Below are 17,917 nucleotides of genomic sequence, written 5' to 3'. Positions count from 1 at the left end.
CAGAGAACTATCGAGCCTTGGTAACAATCCCATTTTCAGCCTCAATTAAGGCGGCATCAGCGCCCTCTTTTTCATTCGTGGTGCTTTGTCCCAATGTCAGATCTCATTTTATTTAGAAAGAATTCGCATGCTTCACTTTCGCTATCAAAGATTGTCCTTTCGATCTCTTCCCCTCGTTCGCTGTAATACACTTGCCACAACCCGTTTTCAAAACTCAAGCAATATGCATCTTGATGCCTGCCACCTGTTAACGAGTAGGTGTTTTTTATAAATCGCTCGCTCTCAAGCACAGATTTTAGTTCGTTTATGTTCATATTTTCACCACGGAAGGATTATTTTTTTGGAACAAGAGACAAATATTCATTCAAGGTGTTCACGCGATTGGGAGACAAATCGTACTGCATACCATAACCAGGCATTTCGAACGCAGGTGCGGCTGGCCCCATTCGAACGTCAGGAATCGTCTTGATGACGCGATAAACATTAAAATTGCTCAAATCGGTTCCTGGAGCCATTGATAGCGTAGCTGGGTCTGTCCCGAGTGGCGCAACAAAAGACCCATTGCTAGGGCCATACCTAACAACATATTGCCCTTCGGCAAGCGGTCCAGTTGTGTCAGCGCCATAAACAAATCCTCTATTTGCCGGCCATTCCCAAGTGACATTCTCTGCCCCGTACTTATTTACAAAGTAATCTTTCCACTGCGATCCAGTTACACGCCCACTCAATCCAGCTTCACTGGCGTTCAATCCCGCTGTAGTGTTTGGGGAGAAAGATGTGCGAACTGGCTCGAAAGAAAAGTCTACTCCCGGCTCACCCACAGGGAGGTAAGTTCGGATCGGTGCATAGGATGGTTCAACAAATTTGGCGTAAGGTGTCGACTCGATTGGAGCCTGATATGGAGACTGGCCCATTGCTCCACTCCATTTAGGAGGCGTCCCACCCATGCCTGCAAAGCCATCGGCAATGGCCCATGCACCATCTCCTACAGCAATTCTATTCGCTGTTTCCTGATATTCCGCTCTCCGCTGGGCCTCCCATCCACGGCCCAACTCTTGTCCCTCTGAGGACATCATGAATGCAAACTCTCTAGCTCCTCTTTCCACAGGATGCCAGAGGTCATACTCTGACTGCTTAGCAACGAGGCTCTTGATCTCGTCCTCTGAAGGCTGCTTAGAGAAGAGGATCGATTGAGCCCCGGCAGCCGATTCTTTAAGTTGAGCCGCTGCCGCTATGCGCTCGCGATCATCCGCAAACTGACCCAAACCCCGCTCCCGATCTCCGTCCTGAATATCCCACTTATTTGGGAGATCGTATCTTGTCCCCTTATAGGTGGAATCACCCACTTCCATCCCATTGAGACGCATGAAAGCACCCACCATGGCTGGGTCACTCGTCCCCAGCATCGCCGATGGCCCTTGCCCGGCCTTGGCAGTTACTTGGAAGCGCACATTGTCAGCTGCATCATCCATTTCCTTCAAGCGATCCACCCAGGCATCCGCAATTTCGGGGGATACGATACCAAGCTCATCCTTAACAGCGATTTGATTGGCCGTAAGCCCGACAAGAGGATCTAAGGTACCAGGATTGGCATTGCTCGTGTCCGTCAGGGGAGCCGCAAAGGTCCGTGCCGGACCTGAAAAATCAATGCCATAGTCCGTCCAGCTCGTCGAACCCACGCTTACGGTACGCCCAAACCCGTTACTGGTCTTCACAGGGGTGGTTTGGGCCGAAGCGCTCACCAGCATCTCGTCCTTGATGCCTTCCCCCAGCGCATTGCCAAATGCGTCGGTAGCGATGTTAACCATATTGACCTTGCCGCCGCTGACCAGAGCGGTGGTTATCCCCATTGCTGTTCCGTTCAGGGTGTTCCGAATCAGGTCGTTGCCGAAATCATTGCCCACGTCAATCTTCTGGGTGAGGCTGCCAACGGACTTGCCGACGTATGGCCCAACAGCCGCCACGGCCCCAGCAGTAGCCACACTGCTCCAACTGAAATGATCCTGAACGCCGCAGGCTATGGAAACCCCTTGGGTCATCGCATTGTTCACGACAGCCGCTGTCACTTGACCCGCCATGGAGCTTCCCGTGGCAGTGCCAACTTGGTAACCAACTCCATCTCCGACCCCAATCTTACTCACGTAAGAGAAGGCAGCCGCCTGCCCCACTGACTCCCAATCAATCTCATCGAGGTGCTTCCACATGACCCCCGTAAAAATCTCGGCGACTCCGATGTCTTTGGGATATTTAAAGGCAAGGCCAGTATTCTGTCCGGCAAAATTTCCAGCCATGGCCCCCAATTGCTGATTCTGAGTGAAATAGCTCACTATGACGGTCACCACAATTGTCACAATCGTCGTAATGATCTGCGCAATCCCGCCGCAGCCCCCGCCGCCACCGCTGGACTTGGGCTTGGGCATGGCAAGGTTAGGAGCGGTGCTGCCGACGACCTTGGCGGGGTTGTAGAGGTTCTGCGTGGCGGAGCTATTGTGGGTGCTGCCCACCTTGGTGGGGATGGTCAGCACCTGGCCTACCCTCAGGTCCTGATTGCTCGACAGACCATTGGCCTCGGCAATCAGATACCAGAGGGAGGCGTCCCCGTAGGCGTTCAGGGCGATGCTCTCCAGGCTTTCCCCGCTGCGGACGGGGTAGCTGCCCGTGGAGGCCGCCGGATAGGAGTTGGTCACGGGCGTAAAGCCCAGGTCGAAGTTCGCCTGGTTGATAAAGGTCGGCGCATCCCCAGGCTTGGCATCCGTGTCGTTGAGGTCCGCCCCGGTCCCGTAGATCCCGATCACTTCCCCGTTCGCCACCACCTGCCGAAGAACGCGGCCACCCTGGTATTTGGCCAGGACGTGCCCGTTGGCGTCATTCACAAAGGATCGGCTGTCGGCGGAAAGGGTCTTGGTGGTCGCCACGGCGTCACGCCCGGCGCTCGCCGTGCTGGAGAGGTTGGTCACCCCGATCTGGAACCCGTTGGCGTCGTAGACGTCATACATGGTCCCCTGCACCGTCGTACTCCCGACGATCTTCTTGTAAACGCTGCTCTCCTTGTAGGCCTCGAAGGCGCTCAGAGTCGTGGTCTGTGTCGTGGTCAGGCCCTTCTGCGTCAGGGTGTAGGAGAGCAGGTTGCCAGCGGCATCGTAGGTCTTGTAGGAGATGTCGTAGGAGCTGCCGTTGGCCTCGTTGTTGACATGCTGGGACAGGAGCTTTCCGGCAATGTCATACCGGTACCAGGTGGTCGAAGCGCCGCTCAGATCACTGTTGCTGTCGGTCAGCGCTTTGACATAATCATCTGGCAAACCATCATGGGGACCACTCATGATAAGCCTGGACGCCCCATCGTAATTGCGAGTGTCCAGGGTCATGTCCTGGTGGGTAACATTGGTGACCACCCCGTTCGTGGTCGTGACGGTCGCCTTGTCCACCGTCACCGTCGAGAGACGTCCCATCCCGTCGTAGTGGTACTGCCTTGAGGTCACCCCCTGGTCACCCTGCAGCCCCGTTGTGACCGTGTAGGTGCCACTCCGCCCGTTGTAGACCCAGGTGATATTGTCCACGGTCTTGGAGACCAGCTTGCCCCAGTAGGTGTCGCTGGTCCGGTTACCGTTCTTGTCATACTCCAGGATGTGCCCCTGGGAGGCCGTGATGTTGGCGATGTCGCCCGCGTCGTTGTTCTTTGCCCCATCCGCGAGGATCTGGCGGTTCATCTCGTCGTAGGCGAAGTAGAGCTTCTGGTGCTGCTGGGTGCCGTTGTAGGTGAAATCCGCCGTGGTGGACATCCGATTGCCCACCAGGTCATAGCTGTACTGGATCGTCAGGGCGTCGAGCTTGCTCACCACGCTGACCAGCCTACCCAGGCTGTCGTACGACAGCTCCTGGTCCTGGTAGGGGGTCGCCGCGCCGTCCGTGAACCAGGTGCTGGTCGCCGTCCCGAACCCGGTTCCCGTGGCCAGGGCCACCTGCGCTGCACCGCCGCCGGGGCGGGTGATGAGGTCGGCCTTCCCGTCACCATTGACATCCGCCAGGGTGTAGTCCCCCAGGCCAGCCACACTGCTCCAGGTGAAGGCCCCAAAGCCGCTGCCATTACTGAAGGCCACCTTGAGGGTGCCATCCGTGTTCTGGCACAGCAGATCGGCCTTCCCGTCGCCGTTGACGTCAGCTAGGCGGATCGTGGCATCGGTAGCGATGTAGCTGGTGGCGCTGGTCCAGGTCACCGTGGTGGAAATACCATCCGCATTGTTTAAAGCAAGCAAGACTTTCCCGCTTCCCAATTTCGAGACGATATCAGCCCTCCCGTCGCCATTAACGTCCCCCACCTGGAATGCAAGGCCACCGCGAGAAAAAATACAGCTACCCCCAATGGAGCCATTGGCATACCCCAGGCCAAGCGTAACTACATAACCATTATAACCTTGACTGGTATAGTAGTAGGCACCAATAGCATCATCCCGCCCATCCCCATTGACGTCTGCGAACGTGGTCATCTCGGAGAATAAGCTTAGATTTTTAGCGCTGGTCCAGGTCTTAGCCAAACGGGTGCCATCGCTGATGAAGGTGGTGACAACCCCATCCTTGATGGCCGTCAGGTCCGACTTCCCATCGCCATTGATGTCAGCCAGACGGATCCCAGAAGAATTATCCAGCAGACCAGCATCGCTTGCCCAGGTGTTCCCAAACCCGGTCCCATCGCTCAGGGCCGTGTGAACCACCCCGCCACGGGTCGTGTAAACCAAGTCCGCCTTCCCGTCGCCATTCACATCCCCGAACAGCATCCGGTCCGTGTTCTCGCCGATCGTCCCGGAACTGATCCAGTGGCTGGTGCCCCCGCTCAGGTTCACATGAATCAGTCCGCCCTTATCCCGGCCGATCTGGTCCACCTTCCCATCGCCGTTCACATCGGCATACCAGAGCTTGTCCATGCTGGCCCAGCCATCGTTCTTCTCCACCCGCTCCAGAGTCCGCTGCCCCCTGGCATTGTAGGCATAGGTCGTGACCGTATTCCCGGAGTAGGGGTCCACATCCGAGATCTGGGTCAACTGCCCCGCCCCATCGTAGGCGTAGCTCAGATCCTGGCCGTAGGTGTTGGTCTGATGAACCAGCTGGTTGGCCTTGTCGTAGGTGAATTCGAAGGTCTTCCCGCTCAGGTCCATATGGGCCATCATATGGCCGAAATCATCGTAGCCCCAGGTCTGGAGCTTCCCATTGGCGTCCTGGGCCGCGGTCTGCTTGCCGGAGAGATCAAACGCGGACCGACTGACATTGCCTTCGGCATCCACGCTCACCACGGTATTGCCCCGGAGGTCGAAACCAAAGCGTTTGACATCACTGGATCCTGGGTCCTGAACGGAACCCTCCTGCTGGAAGACCTTCCTCCCGAGTTCGTCATAGGACATGCGCGTGATGACATCCTGATCTTCGTAGAACCGCGTGGTTCCGTCCCAGTCCGTCGCCACGGTCATGCCTGGGTGGATGATCGCGGTGTTCTCTCCCCGGCGATTGTACTGGTACCGCGTGATGTTCCCTTCGGCATCGGTGATCTGGGTCTGGTCCCCGAAGGCATTGTAGGCGTGGCGGATCACCCCGCCGTCGGCGTGGATCTCCGTGGCGAGCTGACCGGCCCCGTCCCAGGTCTGCCCGTTGATATGCCAGTTGATATGCCCGTTGATATCCAAGTTGGCATCCTTCACCGCCACCTGCTGACCCAGGGCGTTGTAGTAGATATGGGTTGTGGGGTTCACGACCTCCGCAACCTTCACTTGGACCGTGGTCGTGCCCCCGGACGAGGAGCCGATCACCATCTTTTCCAAGGTCCGCACGGTCTCCACGGTCTGCGGCGGCTGGATCTGCTTGATCACCTGGTTGTTGTGATCGTATTCGAAGGTGGTCGTTGGCACTGAGGCCTGCCCAGACACATAGGGCACGGTCTGCGTCAGGACATTCCCCCAGCGATCGAAGGTCTGGTCCACCTGGGCTGTGATGTCTTTGGGAGCGTTGTCCGCAGTGCCATTGTCCTTCCGAGTGGGCAACACCTGGCAGAGCGCCCTCCCCAGGAGGTCCAGCTGGCTCACCATGCGGCGCAGGCCGATGGCCCCCAGCTGATCCGCACCCTGGGACGAGGTGACGGCCTGCTTCAGGTCCACGTTGCCGCCAGCACTCCCCGAGCTCGTGATCTGTACCGTTTGGCGGCCCTGGAGATCGTAGAGAAGCACCTTGACGGTGCCATCCTCCTGGTTGGTCCGCCAGAGGTGCCCCGCCTGGTCATATTCGAAATATTCATCCAGGGCTTCAGCATCGGTGGCGGGACGCTGGCCATAGGTGTAGCTGCCCCTGCCCACCACCTCGCCGAAGGCGTTGTACGCCAGCTCGGTCTTGATGGTGCTGGCCGCCTGCGCCACGATGGCCGTGCCGTTGGAGACGCTGTTGGTCCCAGGCGTCAGGATCCCGACCTGCCGCCCCAGGGCGTCGTACTCGAAGGCCGTATAGAAGGTGCTCCCCGAGACGGCCTGCCAGGTCTTGACCATCCGGCCCGCCGCATCGAAGGAGGCAAAGCGCTTCACCCCCTCGCCATCCACCGTCTCAATGGCGTTCCCATGGCTGTCGTACTGGGTCAGGGTCACACGATTGGCCGAGGAATCCTGGACCGCCCCATTGGTCATGTCCAGGTAGGCCATTTGGGAGGTGGTGTGGTAGTAACTCCCGAGGGAAGCATTATAGAGGCGGGAGAGTGCCTGATTCCCCCCGCCTGAGGTCATCTGGGCACAGCCCACGCTGGTCTTGGTCCACCCCGCAGCCACGGCGGCGTCCGCCTCGCTCGCGCTGGTCGTCAGGTAGCTCTTCAGGCTGGTGATGTACGTATAGCCATAGGTCGTAGCCGTGGTTTTTTTGGTCAGACAGTAGGCCACCGTGTTGCCCGTGGCGGCCCCAGTGTCCAAGTACCCGATCAGCCCCTCGTCAGCCCATTTTCCATAATACGTATCAGCCAGGAGCTCATCCCGTTCGCTTTGGGAGAAGGCATAGGTATTGGTCTTGAAACTGGGCGACCACAGTCGATAGACCGGAACACTCGTACTGGACGGGGCCGCAGACAGATAGCCGACGATCCCCTGGTCAGCCCAATCGGGATTCACCACGCCGTTCTTGCTGCTCCAGATCACCTTGGAATTGGCGTCCGTAAAGACGAGATTCCCGTCCTTCTGCACCGTCAGCGTCGTGCCGCCCTTCCCGGTAGTCCCAGTGCTCCAAAGCGCAGTCGTCCCCTTGTAAAGCACGAGGTTCCCATCCGTCTGCACGCAGAAACGGTCCGCACCGGTGATCACGGCACCCTGGCCTCCTGTCGCCTGCCATTCCACATGCCCGCTCTGGCATTCCAGGAGCGCCAAACTCCCGTCAGCGCGCAGCTTCAGCTCATAGTGCCCATCCGCGGACTTCACACTCGCACTGGCCACCGTCAGGGTCTGCCCCGAGCTTAGCTTGCCCGGTGCACTGTTCAGGGCTTGGTAACCCACGACGTTGCCGCTCGGTTCCTTCAGTAATACCCCGCCGTACTCGTACTCGGTCTTCACCACCACCTTGCCGAAGGCGTCCAGCTTGAACTCCGTCAGGGGCGTCAGGGGGCTGCCATCAATGGCGTCGGTGCGGGTAGGGGCCATTACCGCAACGGTTCGGCCCAACGCGTCAAAGAAGGTGTATGTCGTGTTGTTGAGGGCGTCCTTGGTCGAGGTCAGATTGCCCAGCACATCGTAGCTGTAGGTGGTCGTTACATCCTGCACGGTGGTGCTGACACTCACCGGGTTCCCGCTGGCGTCGTAGCTGATCCCGGTGCCATCGCCGGTCCTCGGCGCGGCAATCACGCCCTTCTGAGTCTGGGAGAGCTTGCGATTGGCGCGGTCGTAGGTGAACGTGGTCGTGCGGTCCGTCGTTGTGCTCGTTCCGTCCGTCGCCGTGATCGTTGTGCTGCTGGGCAGGGCATCACCCGGCTTCCAGCCTGGGAGGGCCGTGGCGTATTCCACTTGCGTGGTGAGGTTCCCGGCCTCGTCATAGGTATAGGTCGTCACGTAGCCCAGGGGGTCCACCGTGGCGATCTGTCGGCCCATGGCGTTGTGGTAACGGGTCGTCACCGCCCATACGGCTCCAGGCCCCTCGGTACCGTTGGGAGCCTTGGCCAGCACCTGGCTCTGGAACACTTCCCCGAAGGCGTTGTACCTCGTCCGCGTCACCGCACCGGTCGTGTAGGCCTGCAAGGCATCCGTTCCATCATTCACATAAGCGCTCGGCTGCGTCACCTGAACGGCTCGACCGAGTTGGTCGTAGTCGGTCTTGAGGACCCGGTCCTTACTCGAGGCGACCCTAGGCGTGATCGTTGTGGGGATGGCTCCGCTATTGACGTTTGCCACCGTGGTGGGCGTGATCGCCCCGTCAAAGCGGGTCAGCGACGTCGTTTCCCCAAAGGTGTTCCGGTCGTACTTCGTCACATACCCAAGGGCGTCCACTTCGAAGGCCACCCGCCCAAGCCGGTCGTAGGTCTTGATGGAAACGTTATTCGCCACATCGATATTGGCGACCGCATCCCCGAAGCTGTCATACACCGTTATCGTGCTCAGGGTCCTTGAGGTCTCCGTGCGGGCGCTGGCCCCGGAACCGTCCGTCGTCAGGTTATTCAGGTCGCTTATGTTGTAGACCCCAACCGCGGGGTAGATCACCTTCACCTGGTGGCCCAGGGCGTCGTACTGGTACGAGGTGGTCCGGGCGCTGGGGGTGCCCGCCGCCTCCGTTCGGCTCAGCAGATTCCCTACCCCGTCATAGCTGAGCTGGGTCACCAGTCTCACGCCTGATGTCGTGCTGGGCGTGAGATTCCCATTGGCATCTGCCGCGATGGTTGTGACGTCCACCGCCGGGCCCGTCTCCTGGATCAGGCGACCCGCCGCGTCATAGGCGTAGTTCCAGGTGTTTTTCTTCTTGTTGGTAAAGGTGACCTTGTTTCCCACCCCATCGTAGGTGTAACTCTCCGTCTGCCCCAAAGCATCCGTGCTTGAGGACAGGCGGCCCGCAGCGTCATAGCTGAAGGTCGTTGTTCGGTCCAACCCTGGGGTGGCCACGGGCGTCGTCGTCGAACCCGTCACCGGCTGGTGATAGAGCGTCGTGCTCACCACACGTCCAGCCCCATCGTAGGTCATCCCCGTCACAAAGCCCAGGGCGTCGATCGTGGCAATCCGACCTCCTGCGGAATCGTAGGCGTAGCGGGTCGTGCGGTCGTTGACCGCATCCGCCGTCCAGGTGCAAAGCGCGGTGCTGCCATTCATGGCGGTATAGGTGTTGCCGTTCACCGCCAGACTGCTGATCGTCGTTCCCGAGGGTAGGGCCGTGCTTGCCAGGTTCGCAAAAGCCGTCTGGGCCACCACCCGCCCACTTGCGTCGTAACTCGTGGCGCTCAACGCCCCCATCGCATCCAGGGTGTAGGTCAAACGCCCTGCCGTGTCATAGACGAAACGGGTCACACGGTCCGTCAAGGCATAGTTGGCTGGATTGTTCGATACGGAGGGTGGCGTAAAGGACGCCGGGTCCGTGCCGACCGTGGGCACCGCCACCCGTTGGGCGAAGGCGATGGTCTGCACCACCCGTCCAGCTTTGTTGTAGACCGCCTGCGTCACCCCTCCCAGGGCATCCACCGTGTAGGTCCGTCGCCCGGCCGCGTCGTAGACCATCAGGTTCACCCGGTCCAGGGCGCTGGCCGTCACCGTCGTAGGATCCGCCCCCGCGCTGATCCGGTTCGCATAGGCGATCTGCTTGGTCAGGTTTCCGTTGGCGTCAAAGAACTGCCGCGTCACCGCGCCCGTCCCGTCCACGCTCCAGATCAGTCGGTTGGCCTCATCAAAGACCCGCCGGATCGTCGCATCGGGCGTGCTTGCTGCCGTGCGGCCGTTGAGCGCAGTCTGCACCGCCGACACCGTCGCCGCCGTGCTGGTGGGGATTGTCCCTGCGTAGGCCGTGCGGGAGGTCTCGTTCCCATTGGCGTCGTAGGTGTGTTCCACCACGGACACCTGGGTGCCATCCCCCGTGCTGCTCAGCGTATACCGCACCCGATTCTGCTTGTCGTAAACCGTCCGAACCTGCACATCGTGGGCCGTGTCCGGCGCCACCGTCGGTGGGGTCCCCTTCGTCCAGCTTGCCACGTTGATCGTGTTGGCATAGGAGATCCGGTCGGTCTCATTGCCGTTGGCATCGTAATCGTGGTACGTCACTCCTCCGACCCCGTCCACCGTCCAGCTCAGGCGGTTGTCCTCGTTGTAAACGTAGTACGTCATCCGGTGGTCCGGATCCTCCACCGAGGACACATTCCCATTGGCATCATAGGTGTACTTGGTGACGAGGTTCTTGCCGGTCGGGTCTACGATGCTCTGCGTGCGCCGCCCCAGGCTGTCGTACCGATACTGGGTCGTCACCCCGCCGTCCACCACCGTCAGCGTATGTCCCGTCTGGTCGTAGGTGAAGCTGGTCACCAGCTTCAGCCCCCCATCGTCCACCGTCTGGGTCACGACCTCGCCCTTCAGGTCGTAGTCCAACTTGGTGACCATGCCCATCGGGTCGGTCACCGTGATCTGTTGACCCTTGGCATCGTAAGCGTAGCGAGTCGTGAGGTTCAGCCCCTCGGCGTCCAGTGTCCGGGTCAGTACCCGGTTGACGGCGTCATACTCATACTTCGTCTGAATGCCCTTGGCGTCCTTGCTCCAGTCCAGGCGACCGGCCACATCGTAGGCGTTCTCGAGCGTCTTGCCCAAAGGCCCGGTCACCGTCAGCAGCTGCCCATCCTCGTTGTAGGTGTAGCTCGTCGTATTCTGACGGCCATCCCTCACGCTCAGCGTCAGCCCCTGCCGCGTGTGCGTCGTCACGACCTGGCTGCCATCCGCCAGGGTCGTCGTCATCGTGCGATTGGCCGTGTTGTATCTGTAGGACGTGGTATTCCCGTTGCGATCCACCTGGCTCAGCGTCCGGCTGAAGGCGTCGTAGCTTGTCCTCTGCACCTTAGTCAGGGCATCCGTCACCGTCACCACGCGGCCCAGCTTGTCATAGCTGCTCTGGGTCAGGTTGTTCAGACCATCCCAGCTCTTCTCCAAACGTCCGAAGGCGTCGTACTCCGCCCGGGTCTCCACCCGGAAACCCTCCGTATCCTTCAGGGTCTCGATCCCCAGGCCCCGCCGGTCGAACTGCTGGGTGCTGGTGACACTGCTGCTACCGGTCAGGCTCTGGGTCGTCTGCACGACCTTCCCGACCTCCCCGAAGGCGTTGTAGACCCGCGTCGTCGTGCCGCCCAGCTTGTCCCCACCCACCGTCAGGTCCTGCTGGGTCGTCTCCAGCTCCCCATCCGCGTTGTAGGCGTACGTGGTCGTGGCGTTATGAACGGCGTCCGCAGCCTTGGCAGCGGCCAGGGCGCTCACCGTGCTCTGGTTGGCGCTGGCTGAGAGCAGACCGCCCACCAACCCGGTCAAGTTCCCCCCGCTCAGAGCCGTCGCATACTGGATGGTGCTCTTCACATGCCCCAGGGCATCGTAGGTCTGCTCCGTCACGCTTCCCGCAGCATCCACGGTGTAGCGAAGTCTCCCCGCATCGTCATACAGAAAGACGGTCTTGTGCCCCTGAGCGTCCGTCTGGCTGATCCGACGTCCCGCCGCATCGTAGGCATAGGTCGTCTGATACTGGCTCCAGATGCTGGCCTCATCTCCCCCCGCAGCGATCTTGGCGGCCCCGACCCCGCTCAGCTCCGCCACCACCCGACCCTGGAGGTCATACTTCACCCGCCCGATCCGCTGGTCCGTCGTCTCCGAGGCCGTTGTCGTGCGGATCACGCGCCCCAAGCTGTCGTAGTCATAGCTGGTGACCGTCCCTTCCGCATTGGTGCTCCTACTGAGCCGCCCCAGCGCATCCCACTTCTGCTTCGTGACATGGTCCTCGGGGTCGGCTGCGACGGAAGGTTTGAGCGCGGGCGTAACCGTCCCCTGGACCTTGGTGGCATAACGGGTGGTCTGAGTCAGCTGGCCATCGGCATCGTAGGTGTACTCCGTCAGGTACCCTTCCCCATCCACCTGGGCGATGACCTGCCCCTTGCCGTCGTAGTAGGTGAAGGTGCTGATGTCATCACCGCTCGTGGGCACCAGTCCCGTCAGGGAATCCGTGGCGCGAGCCGTCGCCACTTGGGCCGCGACGCTCGCAGCATCCGCGAAGTTGGTGACCCGGGTGGCATGACGGATGGTCTGGACCTGCCGCCCCGCCGCGTCATAGCCGTACTCCGTCAAAAACCCTTCCCCATCGATCGTCGCCCGCAGCAGGCCATCCTGGTTGATGATCGAAGTCACCGTCCGGTCCTGCATAGACCGGCTCACCAGCAGCTTGTCTGCCGCTCCGGCCGTGACCGTTTCGCTCAAGGTGGCCGAGAAGCCGCCCCCGTTGCTGCCATCCCCCCCGTACACCGCCCTCAGGTTCGCCGTCCCCACGGGCAGATTGATCCCACTGGCCACCAGGGTCGCCGTCCCATTCACCACGCTCGCCGTCCCCAGCACGCTGGTGCCCGCCAGGAAGGTCACGACCCCGCTCGGTGCATTGCCCGTCACCGTCGCCGTCAGCGTCAGGCTCCCCCCCTGAGCCACGCTGCTGGCGGAGCGGGACAGCGTCACACCTGCGGGCGCGCCCACCACCGCTTCGGCAATCACCGTGGAGCTGCTGGTGGTGTTGCGCGTATCTCCCGCGTACACGGCCTTCAGGCTATGGGCGCCAGGCCCCAGATTGCTCACCGTCAGCGCCGCCATCCCCCCGGACAGCGTGCCTGTCCCGAGCACCGTGCTCCCATCATAGAAGGTCACGGTCCCGCTGGGCTTGGCACCCAGCACCTGCGCCATCAGCACCAGGGGCTTGCCCTGCCCCAGGCTGTTCGCAGGCTGCACCGCCAGCGTCGTTGTCGTGCTCGCGGGGGTGATGGACGTCGTAAAGGACAGGGAACCCGCCGCGTTCGTCGCATCACCCGAGTAGAGTGCCGTGATCGGAAGGCTGCCCAGCGGCAGGTTCACGCCCTGGAGCGTGGCCACCCCGTAAATCACATTCGCCACCCCCAGCACCGTGGTGCCGGTCAGGAAGGTCACGGTGCCGCCAGCGTACACGTTGACGAACACTCCCAGGGCGCCATTGCAGGCGATCGTAGCGCCCGTCAACGAGGTCAGATCCGTCCGGCCCGCGACGGTCCTGCTCACCGCCGTTGAGGTGCTGATGGCCGATCGGCTGTCTCCCCCATAGGACGCCGTCAGGCTGGCCGTGCCCACCGGGAGGCTCCCCACGAGCAGGGTCGCTAGGCCATTTGTCACGGTTGCCGTGCCCAGCACCGTGCTGCCATTAAAGAAGGTCACCGTACCCGTGGGCGGGACCGGAGAAGTGCTCACCACCTGGGCTACCAGGCGCAGCCCACCTGTCACCAGGTCGGGGGTCGAAGCCGTCAGGGTCGTCGTGCTGACGCCCGCCGTAACAGTTTCGGTAACCGCCGCCGAGGCCACACTGCCCAGAAGCGTCGAGTTCCCCGAGCACACCGCCGTGATCGCATTGCTACCCACGGGCAAACTAGCGATCGCCAGGGTTGCTTGCCCCGCCGCATTGCCGGAAGTGACCTTTGCGCTCCCCAGCAGGGTGCTGCCACTGAAAAAGACCACCGTGTTCCCAATGTAGGCAACCGCAGTGTTCGCCTTCAGGGTCACGGCCGTGCCACAAACACTCGAGGCCACCGACAGCGTCACCGTCGGCGCCGTGGCCTTGGTCGTCGGCAGCCCCGTGCCGGTCTTGGCCACCGTGAAATTCACGGCCACCGCACCGGAAACACTGCTCTGATTGCTGGCATCCCCTGAGTAGGTGGCCCGGATGCTCGCGGATCCGATCGCCCGGCTGAAGTTCGTGAGCGTCGCCACGCCCCCACTCACCACCGCGCTGCCCAGCACCGTCGTCCCATCCATGAAGGTCACGGTCCCGTCCAGCGTCCCGCTCCCGGTCACCGTCGCCGTCAGCGCACCCCCGCTGTAGGTCGAGGTCGAGGCGCTCAGGGCGGTCACCGAGGAGGCCAGGGAGGCCGTGATGGTCTCCGTCACCACCGCTGAGGTGCATGTGAGATTGCTGGCGTCTCCCCCATAGACGGCCTTCAGGCTGTCAGGCCCCACCGGCAGATTGCTCACCGTCAGGGAGGCCATCCCATTCACCACGCTGGCCGTGCCCAGGACCGTGCTCCCGTTGTAGAACGTCATCGTCCCACTGGGCCGCAGGGCGGTGCTCCCGGTCACCTTGGCCGTCAGCACCACCGGGGTCCCCTGCTGGGCCGTCGGCGACGAACTGCCCGTGCCCGTCGACGACGAGCTGCTCGTCGGCGACGAGCTGCTCAGGGTCACCGTGGCCGTCGCCGGGGTCACCGTCAGGGTCTTCACCGCAGACAGGCTGGAGCTGTTCCCCCCATCCCCCGAATACAACGCCGTGAGGCTCTGGCTCCCCCCAGGGATGGCCATGGTCGCCAGGGCCGCCGTGCCGCCTGACACCCGGGCACTGCCCAGAAACAGGCTTCCCGCATAGAAAGACACGATCCCGCTGGGCGTTGCCCCCGCAATCGTGGCCGTCAGCGTCACCGAAGCCCCCACCGTGACCGCTGTTCCGTTACTGGGCAGCGTCGTCGTCAGCGTCGTCGTAGTCGTGGTCGGGACCGCCATCACCGTCTCGCTCACTGCGGCCGAGGTGCTGGCTGCGTTGCTCGTGTCCCCGGCATACTTCACGCTCAGGTTCGCCGTTCCCGCCGTCAGACTGCTGACCACCAGGCTGGCCAAACCGTTTACGAGATTCGCGGTTCCCAGCGCTGTCCCACCATTGTAGAAGGTCACCGTCCCGGTCGGGTTCGCCCCACTCACCTGCGCCGTCAGCGTCAGGCCCGCTCCCACCAAGGTCTGGCTGTTATCCCCCAATGTGCTGGTCGTCCTCAGCACCGTGGTGCTGGTGGCCCGGGAGACAACCTGTACGCCCGCTGCGGACGTCGACTGGGCGTTCAGCCCATCTCCCAAATACATGGCCGTGAGGTTGTTGTTCCCCACGGGCAGGCTGTTCAGGCTCAGGGTCGCCTGCCCATCCACCAACGTGCTGCTCCCAATCGCCACCCCATCCCGGCAGAACACCACCACGCCACTCGGCGTCTGCCCCGTAACCCTAGCCGTCAGCGTCACCATCGAGCCCGCCTGGGCCGAGGCCCCCACCGTCAGGCTGGTTGCGCTATCCAGGCGCGTATACATGCTCGACAGCTCCAGGCTCACCCCCAGGCTCAGCTGGTTCGGATCCATCGGCGTCGCCAGCCGCGTCACCGCCAGCACGTGCGAGGTCCCGTCGTACTGCGTCTGCGTCACATACCCCAGGGCATCGACCTGGTAGGTCAACCGACCCGCCTGATCGTAGAAATTCCAGGTCTTCTGATCCTGGGCCGTCGGCGTAACGGCCAGGCCGCTCAGCGTGGCCTCGCCATTGGCCGTCGTCGGCTTCCCATTCACATCCACCAGTCCACTGGTGCTGACCGCGTTGACATACCGGATGGTCTGGACCAGCTGGCTGGCTCCATCGTAGACATACTTCGTCAGCCCCCCCGCGCTGTCGATATCCGCGAGCTTACGGCCCGCCATGTCATACAGCGTCCAGTTCCGACGACCCGTAGGATCCGTCGTCATCAGCAGACGGCCATCCGCATCATAGGCGTACTGCGTGGTGCCCAATGCCGATCCACCTCCGGCCTGAGCCACTGAGACCAGCCGCCCCGCCCCATCGAAGGTCGAGGTGCTGACCAGGCCATTGGCCAGCGTCACCGTAGTCTTGCCATTCGCATCGTCATACTGCGTCACCGTCGCCGTTGACAGGTCACCCCCCTTGACCTCCGAATACACCACCCGCCCAAAGCCGTCGTACACCGTGTGGCTGCTCCCCAGCCCATCGGGCGTCGTGGTCAGCAACAGCTCACCCCGCTGGTTGTACACGTACTGCGTGGTCGAGGCCTTCCCCGACACCCCGGCCCCCGTGCTGTCTGTGCTCCCCCAGCTGGTGCTGCTCTGCAACTGGCCCCGGAAGTCGTAGGCGAAGTCGGTCCGCTGGCTCTGGGTCAGGTCCTGGGCACCCTGCCAAGTCTCCATCTGCCCTTCGGTGGGCACTTCCGCCAGCCCCAAGGCACTCGTGTCATAGGTCCCGGCCGTATACCGGATCGTGCTGATCCGCAGTCCCTGGCTGTTGTATCGATACTCCGTAACGCGGCCATTGGGGCTCACCCCAAAGCGCAGCAGCGTCGCATTACTGGCGTCATAGACGTAGCGCGTCGTCTGGGCCTGGCTAGGACCGGTGCTCCCCTGGGCGGGCGTCGCATAGCGGGTCTCGGTCTTGACCTGGTTGGCGCCGTTGTACGTCCACTCCGTCGTGTCGCCAGCCCCATCCACCTGCTTCGTCAGGTTTCCCTTCTCGTCGTAGCTCAGGGTGGTCACCCGCCCCAGGCCATCCGTGATGCTGGCCACTTCCCCCAGGGTGCTGGTGTAGCTGTAGGTGAGCAGCGTCTGCCCTGTCGGGTACCCTGCAGTGATCCCCGTGCGGACCTGGGTCAGCTGGCCCTTGCTGTCGTACTGATACGACGCCGCCACCCCCAGGGGGTCCGTCACCGTGGTGGTGTTAGTCGTCGTGTTGTACGCGAAGCTCGTGACCTGGTTGTTCCCATCCGTCACCGTCGCGATCTTGAACTGCCCATCCGCCAGTACATAGGTGAACGCCAAGTGGGTCCCGTCCGGTTGGGTGATGCTGGCCACCCGATTACTGGTCCCATCGTAGGTATAAGACGTGGTGTAGGCCGTCAGCGTTTCGCCAGCGGTCACCTTGTCCAGTCCCTCGGGATTCAGGGTCACGCTGACCGAACTCAGCCGATTGGAGGTGTCATAGGTGTAGGTGATCAGGTTCAGCACCGTTCCCGACTTGAGGGTCGTGCTCACCGACATCAGGTTGTTGCCGCTGTAGCTGTAGTTGATCGACTCCCCGTCGGCGGTCGTCACCCTCGTCAGCAGGTTGCCCGTGTAGGTGTAGGACAGCACGTTGCCGCTGCTGTCCTGGGAGGACTGGATCAATCCCGACCCACTTCCCTGATACCTCTCAGTCGCGCCGGAACCGCCGCTTGTCCAGGTCAGGCTCGTGTCCCCGTTCACCTGGATCGTGTCCGCCGCCCCCCCAGGGCTCAGGGTCTCAACGTAAAGCTGCCGTTCCGCATTCCAGACATAAACAGTGGTTGATCCATCGATATCCGTCCGCTGGTAGCTCCCATCCCCCAACTTAACGACAGACTTATACTGGCCATTGAGCCACCCGTCGTTATTCGTGAAGTTCGCCCCCCCCTGGCTGTTGTAGGTCCGCAGACTGGCCACGTCCAGCCCCAATCCCTCCAACACACCGTCCACATCCTGCAGGACCAAGTTGCCCGTTGCGATATTGACGTAGGCTCGCTCTCCGTTCCGGCCCTGGGCCGAATTCCCGATCGCCCCCCCGCCAAAGCGGTTCAGCGCCGATGCCGACCCCGTGTTGAGCCCCAGATCACTGCCGCTGATAATCGCAACCATGTCAACCGACCCATGAAAAACAAGTTGGAAGAAACCCCGTTCAACCCGCGAAATTCAACATTCAGCATCCATGACTCATACCCACTCTTTCAAGGAAAATTCTGCACACCTCACACCTTTCTCACCAACGCACACCATCGACGCACAGCACCCATGCTGGCTGGCAGGAAACCAGCCACGCATGGGCATCAAAGAGGCGTCGGATTGATCGACAGCGCAAGACCGACACATATTCTCCGGAAACAGGACGCCGGGCATAACGGGTCGCCGATGAAACCGCTCTAATTCGC

At 61.7% G+C, this 17,917-nt stretch carries 1 protein-coding gene; it reads right to left on the bottom strand.

Annotated features, from left to right (window positions below; genetic code table 11):
- Window positions 1-332: 332 nt before the first annotated feature.
- Window positions 333-17,627 (bottom strand): Ig-like domain repeat protein, encoded by a 17,295-nt coding sequence (locus HOLFODRAFT_RS21670; protein ID WP_005034643.1) that lies wholly within the window; start codon window positions 17,625-17,627, stop codon window positions 333-335.
- Window positions 17,628-17,917 lie beyond the last annotated feature (290 nt).

It is taken from the genome of Holophaga foetida DSM 6591 (assembly GCF_000242615.2).
Taxonomy (GTDB): Bacteria; Acidobacteriota; Holophagae; order Holophagales; family Holophagaceae; genus Holophaga; species Holophaga foetida.
Note: the sequence above shows the minus strand (reverse complement) of the source record. Positions and strands in the feature narration are given on the sequence as shown.

Coding starts and splice junctions, on each gene's coding strand:
- HOLFODRAFT_RS21670 (WP_005034643.1), bottom strand. CDS start 17,627: ATGGTTGCGATTATCAGCGGCAGTGATCTGGGGCTCAACACGGGGTCG.